Source organism: Rhodoferax sp. (assembly GCF_013297935.1).
GTDB lineage: Bacteria > Pseudomonadota > Gammaproteobacteria > Burkholderiales > Burkholderiaceae_C > Allorhodoferax.
The window spans coordinates 41,184-62,817 of sequence record NZ_JAAFIX010000001.1; the positions used below are offsets into that span (position 1 = coordinate 41,184).

Sequence of the window (21,634 nt, forward strand, 5' to 3'; positions counted from 1 at the left end):
GCCTTAGCTCGACTGCTTGAAGGCCATTACCGCCTGGTTGCGCAGGGTGCGCAGCAAAGCCAGTTCTTTTTCATCCAGCTCCAGTGCGCCGTGTTTGAGCTTGTCGGCGTAAATGAGGCCGAAAGGCGCGCCTTTGATCTGCAAGGGCAGCAGCAAGAAGGCCGGGGCGTTGAGGCCTTTGCGGTACCACTCCGGCAGGCGCTGCACGATGCGCAGTTCGGCCGCATCGCTGATCATGGTGTCTGCGCCCTTGGTGCAGACCACGCCGAACAAGTCCGGGGTGGTCGCCTTGAGGTGGGTCTTGAAGCCCTTGATGTGGGTCTCCACCCCCTGCCCCAACCCGAAGCGGCCGGTCATCATTTCGGTTTTGGCGTCGCGCATGCAGAAAATAATGCGATCAAACTCCAGCGCCCTGAACATGGTCTCCAGAATCATGCGCAAGACGTCGGTGAGCTTGAAATCGTCGACCATGGCGTTGGTAATGTCTTGAATACCAGCGGACAAGGTTTCTGCCACTGCCATGCTTCTGGCGGGTGGCGCGCCGGGCTCCTCCAGGGGCGCTGCTTGGGTGGCTTGCAGCGCAAAGCTTCCGAGATTGCCGTCGGTCTCCGCTCGCAATGTGGCTGCCTGGCTGACCAACTCCACCGGGAGTTGGAGCAACTTGGCCGCCGCTGAACCAGGTGCCACATGAATGTCCATGGCGTTGGCCAGGTCGACCAGCTTTTGCCTTGCTTTGGCCGTGGCTTCATGCACCAGCTTGCTGCTGCTACCCATGACCTGTGCGTATTTTTTTGCGATTGCCGCCACTTTGTCGTTCACGTCCTTGGCATCGCTGCGTAGCAACACATCGGCTATTTCATTGGAAGCCAAAGCAATCCAGCGGACGCGCTCTGATACCTCCGTCGGTACGGCTGGTGGCGGCGCGCCCAGGGGCTTTCGCATGCAACGCTGGATGCCGGGAGGCAAACCCCAACTTTTGGCAATACCCAGCCCTAAATCCTCATAGCTCAGCCCGAGGACGCTGAGAGACGCCGCCGCCTCAGTTTTCGGTTCGCGTGCAGATTGGGTGAGCGTGCGGATGCTCATCGCTTCTTCCGGGAAATAGAACTGCGCCAGCAGGCGGCCGAGGTTCTGGAATAGCGAACCGATAAATGCCTCTTCGCTGTCACGGGCCACTGGGCACAGCTCGCCGCCAATGGAGCCTGCCATGAGCGAGCGCAAAAACTCTTCTTTGAGTTGGGCTGCGTGCGATTTGTCTTGCATGTGCTCCAGCAACACCAGGCTCAGCGCCATGTTGCGGATACCGTTGAAACCCACCAAATGCACCGCCCGCGATACGGTGCTGATGCTGCCGCCTCTCGCGTAATGGGCGCTGTTGACCAAGCGCAAGAGCTTGTTGGTCAGTGCTACATCTTTGAGAATCTCATTGGTAACGCTGCCCACACTCTCCTTGTCGGAGTTCGCCATGCTCTGGATACGTGTCACCGAGTCCGAAAGCGCCGGGAAATCACTCTTGTGGCGCATGCGACGGAGCAAGAACTCCAGCGTGGCATTGCTGCCAGCCTCGCTCGCCGCAGGCCCCCCCTGCAGGGACTTGGCCCACAGCTCCAGTTCACTCTGGAATACCCGCGCACTCACAAAGCGCTGCTTCCCCTCTTTGGCCAGCGCACGCAGCACAATGGCGCGCAACTGGTCGTCCACGCCCGCGGGCATTACTTTAGGAAGCTCCAGCTGCTCGTGGGTTACCCGGTAGATGGCGCGGTAAGGGTCGGCTTCTGCGAGCAGCTGGCGCCCCAGCAGCATTTCGGCCAACACCAGTCCGGCAGAAAAAATGTCCATCGACGCGCTCGGTGCCTCGCCGTTGGCGGCCTCCGGCGAGATGTAGCCGATAGTGCCCCCCGCATCAGGGTAAGGCTCTTTGCTCTGGGCGTCGCGGATGCGGGCTGCGATGCCAAAGTCCATCACCCGCGCGCGGCCACCCGCATCGATCACGATGTTGGAGGGTTTCAAGTCCCGGTGGATAACACCTGCCGCATGGGCGACCGCTACCGCATCCAGCACATCCATCATGAGTGCTACCGCCTGCGCTGCGGGCAAGGCGCCGTGCTGGCGGACATGTTGGTCGAGGGTGCTGCCCGCGATGTATTCAAACACCAGGTAAGGCTGGGCTTCGTGAATATCAGCCTCATAGACCGGCACGATATTGGGGTGGGTCACGCGGCCGACATTGCGGGCTTCTTGCAGCCACTGAGCCACCGCTTGGCCGTCGACGCCCGATTCGGGCCGCATCACCTTGACTGCAACCTCACGCTCTAAACGCGGGTCGAATGCGAGCCAGACCGTGCTTTGGGCGCCCTTGCCCAGAATTTTGAGAAGTTCAAACCGGCCCAGTAACTGGGCAGCGGGTGGGCGCGAACGGGGAAGAGAATCTGTGGGAGAGGGTGTACGGGTTTCAGGCATGGTGTCAATCAGAAGGCGCGCGCTCAATTGCGCTGCATAAAGCCTGATGCGTCAAGTATCTCAGGTGTGCGATGGGCCACATAGGCTTCAAAATCCGAAAGGCTCAAAGGTCGGCTGAACAGGTAGCCCTGAAAAAGCCTGCAATGGTTCTCCAGTAAAAAATCACGTTGTCCCGTCGACTCTACCCCTTCGGCAATCACCGACAGGCCAAGGCTCTCCCCCAACTGCAACACAGTACGCGCAATGGCCGCGTCACTCGGATCAGTGAGGACATCGCGCACAAAGGCTTGGTCAATTTTCAGTTGATCCAATGGCAACCTCTTGAGGTAACTAAGGGACGAGAAGCCTGTGCCAAAATCATCTAGGGCACAGCCCACGCCAAGGGCATGCAGGCAGTGCATTTTCCGGACAATATCGTCCATGTCGTGGATCAGGGTGCTTTCGGTCAGTTCTAACTTGAGCCGCTGAGGGGCTATATCAAACTGGCGCATTGTGGAGGCCACCTGATCCACGAAATCAGGTTGCAAAAACTGCCGGGCACTCACGTTGACCGACAGGGCCAGGGCAGACAATAGCGGTGTCTGCGCCCATTGGGCCAAGGTCTGCCCTGCCGCCTGCAACACCCAGGCACCGAGCGGGAGAATTTGCCCAGACAGTTCGGCTGCCGGAATAAAGTCGGCGGGTGATACCAGCCCGAGCTTGGGATGCTTCCAACGCAACAAGGCCTCGGCGCCCACCACGGTGCCATCAGCATGGACTTGCGGTTGATAGAGCAAAAAAAAACTCCTGCTTTTCGAGGGCTTGCGCAATGCCACGCTCCAGCGAACCGACCTCCACCCACTCGGTAAGCATGATGTGTACCAAGGCCACCAACCCGAACATGGCGGTTGAAGCGTTGACCCAGGAACCGTACTTGCGCAGGTCTTTTCCAATGGACAACTCACTGGACCCGGACCAGTTGGAGCTGCTAAAAGCCACAAAGGTCATCAGCATGATGGCCACCAAACTCCAGCGTAGAGCAGGAGCTTCGTCACGAAACACCAGCATGGTGGCCAGGGTCAGTACCAGCAAATACAGATGTGAAGTTCGAGGTGCCACTGCGTCAGGAGCATCAAAAAATACAGAAAACAGGCACAGGGTGACGTAGCCCACCAGCACCACGAGCATCCACGCCAAGCGGGTGCGTCGCCAGTGCGTCAAGACACCTGCTGCGATTCCGGTCACCAACAAACCCAGTTCGAGAAACGCAATATCCCAACGCCCGAGCAGACCGAAAATGACAAACCAAACACAACCTAGGGTTCCCATCAAGCCCACACTCACCCACAAGAGCATCCGGATCCGGCGGGTATGCAGTCGCTGGGCAAGGTTAGAGCTCGTGGTCACGGGGTATGCGCTCCCTGCCGACCGTGCACGTAGACCATAAAGTCCTGCGCACTCAAGGGGCGACTGAACCAGTACCCTTGGAAACTATTGCAGCCGTTTTCCATCAAAAACTCCTTTTGCGCCAGTGTCTCCACACCTTCAGCGATCACCTTCATTCCTAGCGTGTTTCCGAGCGCGAGAATTGTCTTCACAATCGCAGAGTCATTGGGGTCCGTCAAGACATCCCGCACAAACCCTTGGTCAATCTTGAGTTGGTCCAGCGGAAGTCGCTTCAGGTAGGCCAAAGACGAGTAGCCAGTGCCGAAATCATCCAGAGAAAAGCCCACCCCACGAGCACGCAATGCGGACATTTTGACGATCACATCATCCAGGTTGTCGGCAAGCAGGCTTTCAGTCAGCTCGAGCTTGAGGCGTGTGGGGTTCGCACCGGTGTAATCCAGAAGCCCCAGTACATGTTCGGCAAAATCCTGCTGCTTGAACTGACGCGCGCTCACATTGACCGCCAGCGTCAGATCCGCAGACTCTGGGTCGCGCGCCCAATCGACCAGTTGGGCACAGGCAGCCTCCAATACCCAACTGCCCAGTGGAAGAATCTGACCCGACTCCTCTGCCACCGGGATGAACTCTGCCGGCGAGACCATACCCCGGGTCGGATGGTGCCAGCGCAGTAAACCCTCTGCACCGATAACCCGACCGCTGGCATCCACCTGTGCTTGGTAGTACAGCTCAAATTGCGCATACAGAATGGCGAGCCGTAAATCGGACTCCAACTCAGCGCGCTGGGTGACCGCGCGTTGCATCTCCGGATCAAAGAATCGCAAGGCATTGCGACCAGCGCTCTTGGCTTGGTACATGGCAAGATCTGCCTGTTTGAGAAGCTCATCGACCTCCACCTCATGCCCGCTGAAAAGCGTCAGCCCTATGCTGGGTGTGCTGTGGTACTCGTGCCCTGCCAACTGGTACGGCCAGTTCAGCTTGGCAATGATCTTTTCACCGACTGAGGTGGCCTGCAAGGCAGCAGCTTCCCGTTCGCTGTCAAGCCCTTCGAGCATGACCACGTATTCATCTCCCCCGAGTCGGGCTACGGTGTCTTCTTCCCGCACCGTATCCTGAATCCTGTGGGCCACCTGCTGCAACAACATATCGCCCTTGTCGTGGCCCAGTGTGTCGTTCAGTGTTTTGAAATGGTCCAGATCAATGAACAGCAAGGCGCCCCAGCGCTGGCTGCGTGCGCTGGAGGCCAAGGCATAGCGAAGCCGGTCCAGCAACATCCGCCGGTTGGGCAAACCGGTGAGCGGGTCGTAAAAGGCGAGTTGCCGGATCTGGTCTTCTGCCGCTTTGCGCTGGGTAATGTCTGTGGCAGTGGCTACGAAATGCGTCACGGCACCGGATTCGTCGGTTACCGCGGTGATGTGGAGCCACTGCGGCTGAATTTCCCCGTTTTTGCGACGATTCCACATCTCCCCTTCCCACGTACCGGTCTTGGCAAGGGACAAATTCATGGACTCATAAAATGCGTTGTCATGCCAGCCGGAACTGAACATCGTAGGCGTCTGGCCGATGACCTCCGAGTCTTCGTAGCCGGATATCCGGGTAAAGGCTTGATTCACGCGCAGGATTTTGCGCTGTGCATCGGTCACCATCATGCCCTCTTGCGCCTCGAATGCGGTGGCAGCAACCCGCAGCTCCGCCTCGGTGCGCTTGCGTTCAGTGAGGTCGATATCGAACCGGAAATACTCTTTTTGCCCTCCTCCGGCATCCACCATCGCATGCCCGGACAACACTGGTATCTCACGACCACTGCGATGCAGAAGATACATCTCCCTCGGGGCAAGTGACTCCTGTCCCGCCAACATGCGATCTAGTAGGTCCTTCATGTCCCTGCGGTTCTCAGCCGGCACCAGCACATCGAGGTAGTTGTGGCCGAGAACGTCCTGCGCCGGGTAGCCATACAACGATTCGCAGGCTCGATTCCAGTAACTGATACGACCGTCTGGACTGAATCCCTGAACCGCTACTGCATCCATGTTTTGCAACAAACTGCGAAAGCGTAGTTCTGAGGTGCGCAAGGCTTCGGCCGCAGCGTGTCGATGGGTCACGTCCCGGGCCAGCAGTACGACCAGAGGCTCATCGCCATGGTCGCCGTCCAAAGCGTGGGTACGTCCTTCAAACCGACGCCCCCCTCCGGGAAAGGGGAGTTCATACTCAAAATTCAAAGTTTGACCTGACTGCAGTGTGTTGCTGATCTGCTCCACCAACCGGTCCGCCTCATCCGGCGATAGCAATTGATGCAGAGACTGCCCCTGCAAACTCGCGTGCGGCAGGGCAACATTGCCATCCGGTCCACTGAGCACCTCCACAAAATGTCCATCCCGACTCAAAAGACACAACAAATCGGGAATCGCATTGACCGTGGCGCGCAAACGGGCCTCGTGCATCCGCAAGGCGTTTTCGCTGTTCAAGCGGTCTTGAGCATCCAAAACAATACGCGCAAGAACCCAGGCCGCCAACGCATGCACACCCCATACGGTCACGGCTTCAGCCTCCAAAAGGGGAGAGGCACGGGCCTGCAGGAGGAACATCATGCCAACAGACAGCCCTTGGGACGTTACTGCAAATACGCCCAATGCATAAGCCTGCCAAGGCTTGGGCAAGGAGGCGCCTCCACGCCGATATAGGAGTCCGAGGGACACCGGCATCAGCACCATCGCCACAGAGGTAGCGGTCACCGTGTGCAAGTGGGCCTCCATCGCCAGCACCAAAATGGCCGACAAAACGGCACTCCACGGGTTGGAGACTGCGGCCACCACGGTCAATACGACAGGAACTGTGCTGACGGCCAGTCCCGAGGACATCGTGGAAGGATTCAGCATGCCGATCATTCCGAGCAGGCCAAACAGGGCACCGACTGCCGCATGGGACCAGTCGGGTCTGCGCCGCAGAGACCGGATGATGAAGCTATAGGACAGGCTGATAGCAAGCATCAGCCCGGCACTCTGAACCAGACTGCCAGTCACGGATCGCCCCGATTACCAAAAACGTTAAGGAAACCCAAACGTCGCCCCCCCCCGAATATTTATCCAGATCATTATGTCGACTTGCCGGGCGCCGTGGGGGGCTTTTCAGCTTGTTTTCGAGGCTAGTTTTGGGCCTTCAATTGTTGTCGCAATTGTTGCCGCGCCGCAGCATTCAGGCCGATCGGCGTCACGGCCACGCTATCACCGGCCCCTTGGAGCGCGGCCTTGAGTGCCTGACGCTTCCCGTTAGCCGCTTGGTCTGACCGGGAAGGCACAGGCACCTCGTTGTTTTCAGCTGCCGGGGGTGCCGCCCACAAGGCGCCAGACATTGCGCCCGCCAACAGCCCGACAATCCATCCAGTGGGGCACATATCCATGCTCTCAGAGTGGCGATGCGCCCATCTTCCAGCGAAGTGCCCGACAAACGCGCCCCGGAGCCCATGAATTTGTAACATAGTGTCAAAGCAGTGGCCTGCGTGCAGCGTTTCACTAACGCAGACCGCAGAATCAGCGCTGTTACAAATGAGAGGACGCCATGCAAACCCAGAACAACCGACCCAACAAAATCCTGGTGGTAGACGACGACGCGCGCATCCGCGATTTGCTGCGGCGTTACCTGACCCAGGAAGGGTTCGAAGTTCTTCTGGCTGAAGATGGCAAGTCGCTGACCCGCATCATGTTGCGGGAAACCGCAGACTTGATCGTTCTGGACTTGATGATGCCCGGCGAAGACGGGCTCTCTATCTGCCGGCGCCTGCGGGCAGCCAATGACCTTACCCCGGTAATCATGTTGACCGCTAAAGGCGAGGACATCGATCGCATAGTGGGTCTGGAGGTCGGTGCAGACGACTACCTGGGCAAACCGTTCAACCCCCGCGAGTTATTGGCCCGCATCCATGCGGTATTGCGCAGACGGCCTACCCAGGAGGCCCCTGGAGCACCTTCCAGTGAGCATGAGATCGTCCGTTTCGGAACATTTGCCTTTGATCTGGGCGCCAGGACCCTGAAAAAAGCGGATCAGGAAATCACGCTGACCACCGGCGAATTCGCCATGCTCAAAGCCCTGGTGCGGCACCCGCGAATTCCGCTCTCGCGCGAAAAGCTGGCCCAGCTTTCGCGGGGCCGGGAGTTCGAGCCGTTTGACCGCAGCCTTGATGTCCAGGTGTCCCGCTTGCGCAAACTCCTCGAAACCGATCCGGCCACTCCACGGTTTATTCAGACCGTGTGGGGCGTGGGTTATGTGTTCGTTCCGGAAGAAACCACCACCTGAACCGCGGTCAACCACCGCGCACCCGCACTTTGCAAGCTACCCAAATACCGGATTTTGATGCCAGCGGCCCGGCGGACCTCGACGGCGACGCGGCCAGTGGCTGGCGCAAGCCTTTCTCGCAGGTCAGCTTGTTTTGGCGCACCTTTTTCCTGCTCTCTATTCTGCTGATCGGCAGCATTCTTGCCTGGCTGCAAACCCTGCGGGCCTTGGAGTTTGAGCCCCGGGCGGTGCAGACAGCGCAACTGCTCGCCTCACAGGTCAACCTCAGCCGGGCAGCCTTGGTGTACGCCGATGGCATTGCACGCATCTCGCTCATCAAAACCATGAAAGAGGAAGAAGGCCTGCGGATACTGCCCCGCGAGCCGGACGACGCGTTTGAGTCGCAGGAGAACGACGCCTTCAGCCGCCTAGTGGTGCAGGAACTGGGTACCCGGCTGGGCAAATCAACCCTGGTAGCAAGCAGCCTGAACGGGCAGCCCGGCCTGTGGGTGAGCTTTGTGATTGATGGTGACGACTACTGGCTGCAAACCGACCATGCTAAATTCAACCCTGCCGGCGGAACCACCTGGTTGATCTGGCTCGCGGTGGCGGCGGTGCTGTCACTCACCGGTGCGGCCCTGATTGCCGGGCTGATCAACCGGCCGCTGAAAGACTTGTCCTTTGCCGCCAGCCGCATGCGCGAGGGAAACTTCAGCGCCAGCCAGCTCGACGAGCACGTCAACACCAGCGAGATCCGCGAAGTCAATATCGGCTTCAACCGCATGGCCCAAAAGTTAGCCAAAGTGGAGCAAGACCGCGCACTCATGTTGGCCGGCATTTCCCATGATTTGCGCACTCCGCTGGCGCGGCTTCGTCTCGAAACAGAAATGAGCGTCAACAGTGAAGAGGCCCGCGCCCACATGGCCGCGGACATCAGCCAGCTCGATGCCATTATTGACAAGTTTCTGGACTACGCCCGCCCTGACCGGACAGCGCTGACGCCGGTCGTACTGGGCGACGTTGTAGACAGCTGCATTTACTCCATGCGCAAGCTGCCCGATGTCAACATCAAGGTCGACATGGAAGAAGACCTGATGGTCCACGCCGATGAAGTTGAACTCGGCCGTGTGATCACCAATCTGCTGGAAAACGCCCGCCGTTACGGAAAGTCGGTGCACAGCGGCATTGCTGAAATCACCATCACCGCGATTGCCCGGGACAAATGGGTCTTGATGAAAGTGCGCGACCGCGGGCTGGGCGTTGCTCCTTCACAGCTGTACCAACTGACTCAGCCTTTTTTCCGGGGCGAAGCTGCGCGCACCGCCGCCAACGGAGCGGGCTTGGGCTTGGCCATTGTCGAAAAAACCATGCAGCGCATGGGCGGCACCTTCCAGTTGGCCAACTCCACCTCCGGCGGCCTGTCTGCCAACCTGCGCCTGCAGCGGGCTACCCGCTTTTGACCGGGCGGCCCCGCCTTCAGGCGCTGGCCAACAACACCACGGCCCGAGCTTCCATGGCCCGGCCTTCTCCGACCGGCCCCATTTTTTCCGCGGTTTTGGCCTTGACGTTCACACAGCCTATGTCCAGGTCCAACACAAAAGCGATGCGTTCCCGCATAGCCAGAATGTGCGGCGCCAGCTTGGGTGCCTGCGCGATGACGGTACTGTCGAGGTTGATGATGCGGTAGCCCAGAGCCCGAACATCAGTCGCCACTTTGGCCAGCAGCACGGTGGAGTCCGCGCCCTTGTACTGCGCGTCGGTATCGGGAAAGTGCTTGCCGATGTCGCCCAGCGCCGCGGCTCCTAGCAGTGCGTCCGTGATGGCGTGCAACAAGGCATCCGCATCCGAGTGGCCCAGCAAGCCCTTGGTGTGAGGGATCTCGACACCTCCCAGAATGAGTTTGCGGCCTTCGACCAGTTGATGGGTGTCCCAACCTTCACCGATGCGGATGTTCATACTGCATTACCTGTTTGAGAAGAAATATGCCTCTAGCCCATGTAAAACTTGCGCGACTAGCTATAAAAACAATAGTGAAAAGTTGACGGAGCGAACGGACGTCAAGGCTCAAAACGCACCTTGATAGAAGAAAGCACGAGTCTCACACTCGGCCAGCCTGTCAACAAACCGGCGCCAATCAAAGTAGCACCCAATGCAGGACACCACGGCGTATCCACAGTCCACTCAGCAACGCGGGCTATCAGCCCACGCCTTTCGTTGGCTCCAACGACCAAGAAATTGCAAGACTCGACATACAAGATATGCACGCCAAGCCCGACAAGCCCCAAAGCCCCGGCCAGGTACACACCGGCGTGCCCAAAGACAAAAAGTCCTTGTCGGCGCGCGCTCACCACATAAGCGCCAGCCCAGATGGACAAAAGCGAGAGTGCGAAGATGTTGACGCAGACAAAAGTAAACATCTGAGGCAGCAAGCCTGCGTCAATTTGCATCGCAAATACATTCAGTGCCGCTGCCAACATAAACAGAGACAGTAAGAAAAACCACTTCATCTTTACGCACCTTGGGCCGACTTAGCACGAGCCGCCAGCACCGCTACCGCCAATGCAAAGTCCTGCGGATAAGTCACTTTGAAGTTCTGCGCGCTGCCCTCCACCAGTTTGGGGTGCTGCCCCACAAACTCGAGGGCGCTGGCTTCATCGGTCACGGCGTCGCCAGCGGCCAGGTAGGCGGCTTGCAGTGCGCCGATACGAAACATCTGCGGGGTTTGCGCAAGCCATTTGTCGCTTCGGTCCAGCGTGGCGGCCACCCGGCCACCGTGCTCCTGTTTGAGGGTGTCTGGCAGCTTCAGGGCCAACAGGCCGCCCACCGGGTCGTCCTGGCAGGCATCTATCAAACGCTGGACATCCGCTGCGGTGATCAGGCAACGCGCAGCATCGTGCACCAGCACCCAATCCAGAGGCTGCGCGCCTTGCTCCAGCAGCGCAGAAAGACCATTCAAAACGCTCCCAGCCCTCGTAGAACCTCCGCAGTCAGCTACAAAAACAGGAGCACCTGCCAGCGGCGGTGCCGTGTCAAAGAAAGGGTCGCCCTCAGACACCACCACCTGCACCCCGGCCAGCCGGTCTACGGCGGTGAGCGCCTCCAAGGTGTGGAGCACCAAAGCTTGCGCGCCCAGCACGGTGTATTGCTTCGGGCCCATAGCGCCCGAGCGGCTGCCACTGCCTGCACAGGGCACCAAGCCCCACAAACGGGGCGACGCTGCCGCCGGGCCCGGTGCGCCGGCTCGGGGCTGCCGGGCAAGAGACGCTGCGGTTTCAGGCGGGGCGGGGGATATTGGTTGTGTGTGGTTCATGGTGCGAGGGAGCATTCTAAAATCTCAGGGTTGCACTCCAGCCCTTCGCCGGTTTATTCCGGTGCAGGGTTGTCTTGCATGCCAGCCGCCCCGTCAGGCGGCTGCACCTATTTTGGCTGCCCCGACTGCACTACACAGATTCATGGATCTCCCCAAGCTCACCCCCGGCAAACGATTCACCCTGCCCCGCCCTACCGGCTCTGCCGATGCCATGTTGCTGGCGCGCCTCGGTGCGCGCGACAAGGCGGCGGGCAAGCCGATGACGGTGATCACGGCGGACGCCAGCGATGCCCAGCGCCTGATGGACGAGATTTCATTCTTCGCCCCCGACTTGCGCTGTGCTCTCTTCCCTGACTGGGAAACCCTGCCCTACGACACCTTTTCCCCGCACCAGGACCTGATCAGCGAGCGCTTGGCCACCCTGTGGCGCATCAGCCAGCGGGACAAAGACAACGGGGCCGATGTGGTGATCGTGCCGGCCACCACCGCCCTGTACCGGCTGGCGCCGCCCAGCTTTCTGGCGGGCTACACCTTTGAGTTCAAGGTCAAGCAAAAGCTCGACGAGGCAAAACTCAAGAGCCAGCTCACCCTGGCCGGCTACAGCCATGTGACACAAGTCGTGAGCCCGGGCGAATACGCAGTGCGCGGCGGGCTGATCGACCTGTTCCCCATGGGCAGCCTGGTGCCCTACCGGGTGGATTTGTTTGACGACGAGATCGACAGCATCCGCACCTTCGACCCCGACAGCCAGCGCAGCCTGTACCCCGTGCCTGAAGTGCGCCTGCTGCCCGGCCGCGAGTTCCCCATGGACGACGAGGCCCGCGCCAAGTTCCGCAGCCGCTGGCGCGAGCTGTTAGAGGGCGACCCGACCAAGAGCCGCATTTACAAAGACATCGGCTCGGGCGTGGCCACTGCCGGTATCGAGTACTACCTGCCCTTGTTTTTTGACGACACCGCCACCGTGTTTGACTACGTGGGGGCCGACGCCACCGTGGTGCTGCACGGCGACCTGGAGCCGGCGTTTCAGCGCTTCTGGCAAGACACCAAAGACCGCTACCGCCTGGTGCACGGCGACCCCGAGCGCCCGGTGCTGCCGCCCGAGAGCCTGTTTCTGGCCACCGAGCAGTTTTATGCCAAGGCCAACGAACACGCCCAGCTCGCCCTGCGCGCCCAGTCTGACGGCACCGAGTTTTCTGAGCTCAGCCCCCTGCCAGAGCTGGGGGTAGAGCGTGGTACCGAAGACCCGCTCTGCCGCCTGAAAACCCACGCCCGCAACACCCAGCAGCGCCTGCTGGTGCTGGCCGAAAGTGATGGCCGTCGTGAGAGCTTGCTGGACTTTTTGCGCGCCTCGCAGTTCAGCCCGCCGGCTTTTGACAGCCTGCAGAAGTTTCTGGACAGCAAAGAGCCCATCGGCATTGCCACCTCGGGCCTGACCAAAGGCTTCAGCTGGCTGGAGAGGGGCATTGACCTCATCACCGAGACCGAACTGTTTGCCGCCGGCCCCACCACCCGCCGCCGCAAAAAGCAGGAGCAAGTCAGCGATGTAGAAGCGCTGATCAAAGACCTGAGCGAGCTCAATGTGGGCGACCCGGTGGTGCACAGCTCGCACGGCATCGGGCGCTACCGTGGCCTGATCAATATGGACATGGGCAACAAAAACGCGGCAGGCGAGCCCGAGTTGCAAGAGTTTTTGCACCTGGAGTACGCCGACAAGGCCACGCTCTATGTGCCGGTGAGCCAGCTGCAGATGATCAGCCGCTACACCGGCGTGAGCGCCGACGAAGCGCCCCTGCACCGCCTGGGCAGCGGCCAGTGGGAAAAAGCCAAACGCAAAGCCGCCGAGCAGGTGCGCGACAGCGCGGCCGAGCTGCTCAACATCTACGCCCGCCGCGCCGCGCGCGAGGGCCACGCTTTCCGCTACAGCGCCGGCGACTACGAGACCTTTGCCAACGACTTCGGCTTTGAAGAAACGGCCGACCAGAAAGCCGCCATTCACTGCGTGATTCAGGACATGATCTCTCCCCGCCCCATGGACCGCCTAGTCTGCGGCGATGTGGGCTTCGGCAAGACCGAGGTGGCCTTGCGCGCCGCTTTTGTGGCGGTGACCGGGGGCAAGCAGGTCGCTTTTCTGGCTCCGACCACCCTACTGGCCGAGCAGCACTACCAGACACTGGTAGACCGCTTCGGCAAGTGGCCGGTCAAAATTGCCGAGATGAGCCGCTTTCGCAGCGGCAAAGAAATCACCGCCGCCCTCAAAGGCGTGGCCGACGGCACGGTGGACATTGTGGTGGGCACCCACAAGCTACTCAGCCAGGACACCAAGTTCGCCAACCTGGGCCTGCTCATCATTGACGAAGAGCACCGCTTCGGCGTGCGCCACAAGGAGCAAATGAAGGCCTTGCGCGCCGAGGTCGACGTGCTCACGCTCACGGCCACCCCTATCCCGCGTACGCTGGGCATGGCGCTCGAAGGCCTGCGCGATTTAAGCGTGATTGCCACCGCCCCGCAGCGCCGCCTGGCCATCAAGACCTTTGTGCGCACCGAGGGTAACGGCGTGATCCGCGAAGCCGTGCTGCGCGAGCTCAAGCGCGGCGGGCAGGTCTACTTTTTGCACAACGAAGTGGAAACCATCGAGAACCGCCGCCAGAAGCTCGAAGAGCTGCTGCCCGAAGCCCGCATTGCCGTGGCGCACGGCCAGATGCCGGAGCGCCAGCTGGAGGCGGTGATGCGCGACTTTGTGGCCCAGCGCTTCAACCTGCTGCTGTGCTCCACCATTATTGAGACCGGTATTGACGTGCCGAGCGCCAACACCATCGTCATGAGCCGTGCCGACAAGTTCGGCCTCGCCCAGCTGCACCAGCTGCGCGGCCGCGTGGGGCGCAGCCACCACCAAGCCTATGCCTACTTGATGGTGCCCGACCTGGAAGGCCTGACCAAACACGCCCAACAGCGCCTGGACGCCATTCAGCAGATGGAAGAACTGGGCAGCGGCTTCTACCTGGCCATGCACGATCTGGAGATCCGCGGAGCTGGCGAGGTGCTGGGTGAAAACCAGAGCGGCAACATGCTGGAAGTGGGCTTCCAGCTCTACAACGAAATGTTGTCCGAGGCCGTGCGCTGCCTCAAAAACGGCCAGGAGCCGGACCTGCTGAGCCCGCTCAATGTGACCACCGAGATCAACCTGCACGCCCCCGCCCTGCTGCCCAACGACTACTGTGGCGATGTGCACCTGCGCCTGTCGTTCTACAAAAAGCTGGCCACGGCCAAAAACACCGACCAGGTGGACAACCTGCTGGAAGAAATTGTGGACCGCTTCGGCAAGCTGCCCGCGCAAGCGCAAACCCTGATCGACGTGCACCGCCTGCGGGTGATCGCCAAGCCCTACGGCGTGCTCAAGGTAGATGCCGCGCCGGGCGTGATCCACATCACCTTCAAGAAGAACCCGCCTGTGGAGATGATCAAGCTCATCGAGCTCATCCAGAAAAACAAGCACATCAAACTGGCCGGCAACGAGAAGCTGCGCATTGAGCGCGAGCTGCCCGAGGTCAAAGACCGGGCCCAGATGGTGCGCGACATTCTGCGGTCCTTGGGGCAGCCCAAGGTGGAGCCAGCGGCCGTTTAAGCATCAAGTAAGCCTCTAGCCCTCGTATTTATTGCGCAAGCAGCTACTAAAATAATAGCAAATCACCCCATGTCCAGCACCGAACTCTCCCCCGGCCTTGTCGTCCAAAACCTGCCCGCCGCCCTGAAGCTTGCCGACTACAAGCTCATTGCGTTTGACATGGACTCCACGCTCATCAACATCGAGTGCATTGACGAAATTGCCGATGCGGTGGGCCGCAAGGCCGAGGTGGCCGCCATTACCGAGGCCGCCATGCGCGGCGAAATTACCGACTTCAAAGACAGCCTGCGCCGCCGCCTGGCGCTGCTGCAGGGCGTGACGCTGGCCGACCTGGAGGGCGTCAAAACCCAGCGCCTGCGCCTCAACCCCGGAGCCGCCGCGCTGGTGGCCGCCTGTAAGCAGGCCGGGCTCAAGGTGCTGCTGGTCAGTGGCGGCTTTACCTACTTTGCCGAGCATGTGTGCGAGCTGCTGGGCATTGACTTCATGCGCTCCAATGCCTTGGAAATCGACCATGGCGCACTCACCGGCGGGCTGATCCAGCAGGCCTGGGGCGACATCTGCGATGGTGCCGAGAAGCGCCGCACGCTGCTGGAGTTGGCGTCGCTGATGAACATTCGCCCCGCGCAGTGCATTGCCGTGGGCGATGGTGCCAACGACCTGCCCATGATGGGTGCCGCAGGCCTCTCCGTGGCCTACCACGCCAAGCCGGCAGTGCGGGCGCAAGCCCAAGTAGCCATCAACGAAGGCGGCCTGGACCGCCTGCTGGAAGTACTGGCCGCCTAAGTGCTGGCCGCCTGACCCTCACGCGGGCAGGATGCGCGACTGCCCCGCCTCCACCGCAAAAGCCGCCAGGGTGCTGATGCCGCTGTCAACGCGGGTCACGTCGTCCACCACCCGCAACGCGACCGTGAGCCGCTGCGGCGTGAACTCGGCCATGCCATAGCCCCGGCGCTCCCGGTCCACGAAAACGAAGTGCGGGTTTTCCGCCAACACATCGGCAATGCCCTTGTTGTCCCCCCCGCGCGAGGTGATGCTGGTGCCGCAAAACTCCACACCCACCGAGCGGCTGTCAGGCCGCGCATAGTCGGCTTTCACGTGGCCGACCCAGTTGGAGTGCACATCGCCGCCCAGAAACACGGGGTTGCTGGCCTGGTGCTGCTGCAGCGCCTGGGTCAGGCGGGTGCGCGCAGGGGCGTAGCCGTCCCAGCCATCGTTGGGCAGCGCTTGGCCCTCGCCCGGGCGAAAGTCCCGCTGGCCGAACACCGTTTGCTGGCCGATCAGCGTCCAGGTGACGCCCCCGGCCGCCAAGGACCGGCCCAGCCAGCGCTCCTGCTCCGCGCCCAAAAGCGAGCGGGCGGGGTCGCTCCACGCGGGGCACGCCGCCGGATTCACACTGCTGGAGCCGAACGCGCCATTTTTCGTGCAGGCCTGCCGGTCGCGGTACTGCCGGTCATCCAGCGTGTGCAGCACGGCGAGGCGCCCGAAGGCCACGCGGTCGTAGAGCCGCAGCTCGCTGCCCGGCTGCATGACCCCGGCCAACGCTCTCTGGAGCACCGCGGCCCGCAGTGGCATGTGCTCGTAATACGCCTGGTACGCAGCCGCCCGCCGTGCACCAAAATCCGCGACCTCGGGCCCGAAGGTGCCCTGGGTCAGGCCGGCGTAGTCGTTTTGCACCTCGTGGTCGTCCCACGTCATGAGCCAGGGGCAGGCGGCGTGCATGGCTTGCAGGTCAGCATCGGCCTTGTAAAAAGCGTATCGGGCGCGGTAGTCGTCCAGCGACAGGGTGGCTTGCGTGGGAGCCCGCCGCACACCTTTGTTGCTGCCGCCGTATTCGTAGATGTAGTCGCCCAGAAACATGACAGCATCGGGGTTTTCGTCGCGCATGTGGCGGTAGGCGCTGTAGTAGCCGTGCTCCCAGTGCTGGCACGAGGCATAGGCCAAGCGCAAGCGGGCCGCTGCGGCACCCGGCAGCGGAAACGTGCGGGTGCGGCCGACCGCGCTAACCGCGCCACCGACTTGAAAGCGGTAGAAATACCAGCGGTCAGGCTCCAGGCCTTGCACCTCCACATGCACCGCGTGCGCCAGCCCGGGCGCCGCCATGGCGGTGCCTGTTTGCACCATGCGCTGAAACTGCGCGTCGTGCGCCATTTCCCAGCGCACAGCGACGGGTTGTGCGCCCCAGGCCGCGGTGCCTTCTGCGGAGTCTTTTACCAAACGGGTCCAAAGCACCACCGAGTCATGCCGGGGCGAGCCGCTGGCCACCCCGAGGGCAAACGGGTCGGTGCTGAGCCGCGCTTGGGCACGCGCTCCGGGAGCGAGCCAGAGCCCGCTTGCGGCAGCGCCGGCCAAGGCTAGCCAGCGCCGCCGGTCCACCCACAGCGCAGCGGGCGCTTCCCGGGTCATGGGTGGGAGGCGGTTTCAGCGGCAATCTGGCGCAGCGCCTGCTCAAACACCTCGGGCGGCTGACCGCCGGAGATCAAGTGCCGGTCATTGATCACCACCGCGGGCACGGACTGGATGCCCGCGCTCAAGTAAAACTGCTCTTGCTCCCGCACCAGATCGGCGTAGTCGTCGCCCGCCAGAATGGCCTGGGCTTCGTCCCCTGCCAGCCCGACGGACTCTGCCGCCTCCACCAGCACCGCATGCTGGCTCGGGTCTTTGCCATCGGTGAAATAGGCTTTGAAAAGCGCTTTTTTGAGGGCCGGTTGCAAGCCAGTGTCTTCCGCCCAGTGCAGCAGGCGGTGGGCGTCAAAGGTGTTGTAGATGCGGCCGCGCTTGTCCATGTTGAAGGTAAACCCCAGCGCTTCGCCGCGGGCGCGGATGTTTTCACGCGCTGCAGCGGCTTGCTTAGGGGTTGAACCGTATTTTTTGGCGAGGTGCTCGGTAATGTCTTCCCCTTCAGCCACCATGTTCGGGTTGAGCTCGAAGGGTTGAAAGTGCATGTGCACCTCCACCTCGCCTTCCAGCCGGGAGAGCGCAGTCTCCAGCGACTGCAGGCCAATCGCGCACCACGGGCAGGAAATGTCAGAAACAAAGTCAATTTTGAGGGAAGTGGTCATCAAGGTTGTCCGGTGAATGAAGTTGAAATGCTCCCTGCAGAGCCGGGGTAATGCTGCAGTGCCACATAGAATGGGGATTCCGAGTTTCTCCGTTTTTCACACTGTATGTCCGCGGTTCGTTTTTTGGTTGCCGACAGCAGCCCTGCCCTGCAAACTTTCGCAAAAAAAATGTTGGTAGGCTTTGGTTTCGAAGCCGCGTGGGTCCAGACAGCGCACTCTGCAGAGGCCGCGCTCGCACTGGCTGCGGAGTTTCCCCCCCATTTTCTCCTGACCGACTGTTTTAGCCGTGCCCCCCTGACCGGCTTGCAACTGGCCCGGCAACTCCGCGCATCCCACCCCGGCCTGCGCTGGGCCTTGACCAGCATGCAGCTGGATCACGACATGGAGCGTGAGGCCAACGCCCAAGGCGCCATGTTTCAGCTGCGCAAGCCATTTACCGCTCCCGACATGCAAACCGCCATGGGGCGGGCGCTGGAGCAATGGGGTCGCGAGTTTGACGAAGTCGGGCGGCGCATGCCGGGCTACCGGCGGCCGCGCTACAGCGGTGCCGCACCGGTGGCCACGGACTCACCCACTTTTAAACCCGGCGACCTGGTGGAGTACCAGGGCATCCGGGACACAGTGAAAAACGTCATCTTGAGCCGTGGCGAGCTGGCGGTGCAACTCAGCAACGTCCACGGCGTGGTGCCCGCCACCAAACTCCGCAAAGCCTGACACCCTTGTCGGGGCATCAGGCTCAGCCAACAATTACAGTGCTTGCCCCAAGCGGGCAATTCCCTCCTCGATCTTGGCCACATCCGCGGTGGCAAAGCTCAGGCGCAACGTGCTCAGGTCGGGGTCATGGGCGTAAAAAGGCGCGCCCGGCACAAAGGCCACCAGCTTGTCGATCGCCCGCTGGGCAAATTCACCCGCATGGGTCGGCTTGCCCTGGGCGCCGGTGAGGCGCGCCCAGAAGAACATGCCACCCTGGGGTGCGTCAAACGCAATGGCATCTCCCAATTCGGCTTGCAGGCGTGCCGCCATCACCCGGGCCCGCTCAGCGTAAGTCGCGCGCACGGCGGCCAGGGCAGTAGGCAAGCGGTTGAGCGTCAAATAGTGCGCCGCGGTGGCTTGGGTCAGGTTGCTGGTGTGCGCATCGCTGAACTGCTTGCACATGGTTGCGCGGCTGAGCAAGGCGGGAGGTGCAATCAGCCAGCCCACCCGCAGGCCGGGGCTGAGCACTTTGCTAAACGAGCCGCAGTGGGCCAACCACTCCCGGCTACCGGGCACCGAGTCGCTCAAGGCCAGCAGGCTGGGCGGCGGCGCCTGGTCGAAAAACAATTCGCCGTACGGATCGTCTTCCACCACCAGGGTCTGTGTGCGCGCTGCGATTTCGAGAATGCGCTTGCGGCGCTCCAGGCTCAGCATGGCGCCGCTGGGGTTGCCGAAAGATGGAATCAGGTACACCAGCTTGGGCTTGTGCTCCTCGATCAAGGCTTCGAGCTTGTCTACATCCACACCCTGGGAGTCGATCGGCGCGCCGATGACGTGGGCACCGTACAGGCGGAAACACTGGATGGTGGCCAGAAAGGTGGGCGCTTCCATGATGACTTTGTCACCCGGAGAGATCATGGTTTTACCGATCAAATCCAGGGCCTGCTGGCTTCCGGTGGTCACGATCAGCCCTTCAGGCGCCACCGTGGCACCTTTGCCGGCCATGTGGTGGCTGATCCCTTCACGCAGGGGCTGGTAGCCCTCGGTTGCGCCGTATTGCAGTACCGGGCCGGGGTTGTTTTTCAGGACTGCGTCGGCGGATTCGCGAATCCCCTCCACGTCAAAAAGCGCCGGATCCGGGAAACCACCTGCAAAACTGATGATGCCGGGCTTGCCCAAGAGCTTGAACAGCTCACGGATAGCGGAGGTTTCGACGTTGTTGAGGCGATCAGCAAATAGCATATTTAAATTCACATTTCAAACAAAAAATTATCAGAAATTAACTGGGAACCAGATTTTCAAACCTCTGGAAAACAGGTAGATTGTCCCCGTGTCTTGCATCATTTCCACATTCTGAGGAATTTCTATGACCCAGTTGGCCGCTTTCTTCGAATCCGTCAAATTGCCTTCCATGTCCGAGGTAGCGCACGCTTTGATCAAGTCACTCAATGACGAAGATGTCGGTGTCGCAGAGATCAGCGATCTGATTTCCCAAGACCCGGCGCTGTCCGCCAAACTTTTGCGTCTGGCTAACAGCGCCCAGTTCGGCTTGCCACGCGGCGTCTCTTCCATCGACGACGCCATCACCATGGTCGGCATGCAAAAAGTGCGTACTTTAGCGCTTGGGGCCTGCCTCAGCGAATCTTTTCCGATCATTGAGGGTTTAGACCGAAAAGAATTCTGGCGCACCAGCATGGCTTGCGCCGGCTACTCGCAGTGGCTGGCCACCGGTCTGGGCATGGACGCGCAGCAGGCCTGGCTAACTGGCATGATGCTGCGCCTAGGCGAATTGCTGATCGTTCAAGCCGACCCCAGTGTGTTGCAGGAGATTGAAAAACTCCCCCACATCCCGGGCGTGCGCTGGCAACGTGAGGCCCGGCTGACCGGGTTTACCGAAGGGCAAATCACCTCCGAGTTAGCCCGCCGCTGGAATTTCCCGCCGCAAATTGTCCAGGCTCTCGCGCAATCGGCGGACCCTGTCACGCCCCATGGCTTCTCCAGGCTTGCGGGCGTAGTCCACCTCGCGGGGCTGATGGCGGAAACCGATCACAACGGCCCCGATGTCATTGGCACCCTGCCGGCCGAGGTGGTCACCGCCTTGATGCTCGACAATGACTGGATGCACGCTAAATTCCCGGCCGAAGAGTCATTTATTAACGTCAACAGTTTGTGAAATCCAGCCAGATCGAACAGTTTTTCGCCACCCTGCAGGCCGCCAACCCTCATCCGCAGACTGAACTGGAGTTCAGTTCTGTGTTCGAGTTGCTGGCGGCCGTTTTGTTGTCTGCCCAGGCAACTGATGTGGGCGTGAACAAAGCGACCCGCAAGCTCTTTGCGGTGGCCAATACCCCGCAAAAAATACTGGATCTCGGACTACCGGCGCTGGAAGACCACATCAAAAACATTGGTCTTTTCCGGAGCAAGGCCAAGCATTTGATGGAAGCCTGCCGCATGTTGGTGGATTTGCATGGCGGACAAATCCCCGCCGACCGGCAATCCCTGGAGGCCTTGCCCGGCGTGGGCCGAAAAACGGCGAACGTGGTACTCAATGTAGCCTTCGGGCAGCCCACCATGGCGGTCGATACCCACCTTTTCCGTCTGGGGAACCGCACCGGGCTGGCACCGGGCAAAACGCCCTTGGAAGTTGAAATGAAACTTCTCAAACGGATACCGGCGCGCTTTATGGTCGATGCACACCATTGGCTGATCCTGCATGGGCGCTACGTTTGCCAGGCACGTCAACCTTTGTGCAAAGCCTGCGCGGTCCAGCAGTTTTGCGGATATAAACTCAAGGTCTGAGCTGAACACTGTCGTGTCAGCGACTCTGGCTCTCGCAAG

General features: G+C 60.9%; 18 protein-coding genes. 7 read left to right on the plus strand and 11 right to left on the minus strand.

Annotation, left to right across the window (positions count from 1 at the left end):
* Nucleotides 1-3 precede the first annotated feature (3 nt).
* The 5 genes from QZW03_RS00215 to QZW03_RS00235 form a co-directional block, all read right to left on the minus strand.
* Nucleotides 4-2,460, minus strand: coding sequence for a serine/threonine protein kinase (locus QZW03_RS00215; protein WP_296507246.1), 2,457 nt, complete (start codon nt 2,458-2,460; stop codon nt 4-6).
* Nucleotides 2,461-2,483: 23 nt separating this feature from the next.
* Nucleotides 2,484-3,236 carry an EAL domain-containing protein gene (locus QZW03_RS00220; protein ID WP_366481294.1) on the minus strand — a complete coding sequence of 251 codons (753 nt, stop codon included), beginning with the start codon at nt 3,234-3,236 and terminating at the stop codon, nt 2,484-2,486.
* Entirely contained in the window at nt 3,208-3,846 is a 639-nt protein-coding gene (locus QZW03_RS00225) for a hypothetical protein (RefSeq protein WP_296507248.1), read from the minus strand. The genes QZW03_RS00220 and QZW03_RS00225 overlap by 29 nt, the downstream gene beginning before the upstream one ends.
* A complete protein-coding gene (locus QZW03_RS00230) occupies nt 3,843-6,863 on the minus strand; it encodes an EAL domain-containing protein (RefSeq protein WP_296507250.1) in 3,021 nt (1,006 codons plus the stop codon). The genes QZW03_RS00225 and QZW03_RS00230 overlap by 4 nt, the downstream gene beginning before the upstream one ends.
* A 122-nt stretch (nt 6,864-6,985) precedes the next feature.
* A complete protein-coding gene (locus QZW03_RS00235; RefSeq protein ID WP_296507251.1) occupies nt 6,986-7,240 on the minus strand; it encodes a hypothetical protein in 255 nt (84 codons plus the stop codon).
* Between the two features lie 158 nt (nt 7,241-7,398).
* Here QZW03_RS00235 and ompR point away from each other — a divergent pair, with 158 nt between their 5' ends.
* Both ompR and QZW03_RS00245 read left to right on the plus strand, forming a co-directional pair.
* Nucleotides 7,399-8,133, plus strand: coding sequence for a two-component system response regulator OmpR (ompR, locus tag QZW03_RS00240; RefSeq protein WP_296507253.1), 735 nt, complete (start codon nt 7,399-7,401; stop codon nt 8,131-8,133).
* 128 nt (nt 8,134-8,261) lie between these two features.
* A complete protein-coding gene (locus QZW03_RS00245) occupies nt 8,262-9,572 on the plus strand; it encodes an ATP-binding protein (protein WP_296508287.1) in 1,311 nt (436 codons plus the stop codon).
* A 16-nt stretch (nt 9,573-9,588) separates the two neighbouring features.
* On the opposite strand, the gene ispF is transcribed toward QZW03_RS00245, so the two are convergent.
* The 3 genes from ispF to ispD all read right to left on the minus strand — a co-directional run bounded on the left by ispF (nt 9,589) and on the right by ispD (nt 11,422).
* Nucleotides 9,589-10,068 (minus strand): 2-C-methyl-D-erythritol 2,4-cyclodiphosphate synthase, encoded by a 480-nt coding sequence (ispF, locus tag QZW03_RS00250; RefSeq protein ID WP_296507254.1) that lies wholly within the window; start codon nt 10,066-10,068, stop codon nt 9,589-9,591.
* A 101-nt stretch (nt 10,069-10,169) separates the two neighbouring features.
* The gene (locus tag QZW03_RS00255) at nt 10,170-10,619 is read right to left on the minus strand and encodes a hypothetical protein (protein ID WP_296507255.1); all 450 of its coding nucleotides are present in this window, start codon (nt 10,617-10,619) and stop codon (nt 10,170-10,172) included.
* 2 nt (nt 10,620-10,621) lie between these two features.
* Complete coding sequence (ispD, locus tag QZW03_RS00260; RefSeq protein WP_296507256.1) at nt 10,622-11,422, minus strand: 2-C-methyl-D-erythritol 4-phosphate cytidylyltransferase; 801 nt, start codon at nt 11,420-11,422, stop codon at nt 10,622-10,624.
* Nucleotides 11,423-11,564: 142 nt separating this feature from the next.
* Between ispD and mfd the strand changes: the two genes are divergently transcribed.
* Nucleotides 11,565-15,044 (plus strand): transcription-repair coupling factor, encoded by a 3,480-nt coding sequence (gene mfd, locus QZW03_RS00265; protein WP_296507257.1) that lies wholly within the window; start codon nt 11,565-11,567, stop codon nt 15,042-15,044.
* A 69-nt stretch (nt 15,045-15,113) separates the two neighbouring features.
* Nucleotides 15,114-15,827 carry a phosphoserine phosphatase SerB gene (gene serB / locus QZW03_RS00270; RefSeq protein ID WP_296507259.1) on the plus strand — a complete coding sequence of 238 codons (714 nt, stop codon included), beginning with the start codon at nt 15,114-15,116 and terminating at the stop codon, nt 15,825-15,827.
* An 18-nt stretch (nt 15,828-15,845) separates the two neighbouring features.
* Here the strand turns inward: serB and QZW03_RS00275 are convergent, their stop codons facing one another.
* Both QZW03_RS00275 and QZW03_RS00280 read right to left on the minus strand, forming a co-directional pair.
* Nucleotides 15,846-17,447: an alkaline phosphatase D family protein gene (locus QZW03_RS00275; RefSeq protein WP_296507261.1), complete on the minus strand. Its 1,602-nt coding sequence runs from the start codon at nt 17,445-17,447 to the stop codon at nt 15,846-15,848.
* Nucleotides 17,444-18,103, minus strand: a complete 660-nt coding sequence (locus QZW03_RS00280) for a DsbA family oxidoreductase (RefSeq protein ID WP_296507262.1) — start codon at nt 18,101-18,103, stop codon at nt 17,444-17,446. Before QZW03_RS00280 ends, QZW03_RS00275 begins: the two co-directional genes overlap by 4 nt.
* 105 nt (nt 18,104-18,208) lie before the next feature.
* Here QZW03_RS00280 and QZW03_RS00285 point away from each other — a divergent pair, with 105 nt between their 5' ends.
* On the plus strand, nt 18,209-18,817 hold the full coding sequence (locus QZW03_RS00285) for a response regulator (protein ID WP_296507263.1): 609 nt from the start codon (nt 18,209-18,211) through the stop codon (nt 18,815-18,817).
* 33 nt (nt 18,818-18,850) lie between these two features.
* Here the strand turns inward: QZW03_RS00285 and QZW03_RS00290 are convergent, their stop codons facing one another.
* Entirely contained in the window at nt 18,851-20,038 is a 1,188-nt protein-coding gene (locus QZW03_RS00290; protein ID WP_296507265.1) for a PLP-dependent aminotransferase family protein, read from the minus strand.
* Between the two features lie 124 nt (nt 20,039-20,162).
* On the opposite strand from QZW03_RS00290, the gene QZW03_RS00295 reads away from it, so the two are divergent.
* Together QZW03_RS00295 and nth are read left to right on the plus strand one after the other, a co-directional pair.
* A complete protein-coding gene (locus tag QZW03_RS00295; RefSeq protein WP_296507266.1) occupies nt 20,163-20,969 on the plus strand; it encodes an HDOD domain-containing protein in 807 nt (268 codons plus the stop codon).
* Nucleotides 20,966-21,595 carry an endonuclease III gene (gene nth, locus QZW03_RS00300; RefSeq protein WP_296507267.1) on the plus strand — a complete coding sequence of 210 codons (630 nt, stop codon included), beginning with the start codon at nt 20,966-20,968 and terminating at the stop codon, nt 21,593-21,595. The genes QZW03_RS00295 and nth overlap by 4 nt, the downstream gene beginning before the upstream one ends.
* Nucleotides 21,596-21,634 lie beyond the last annotated feature (39 nt).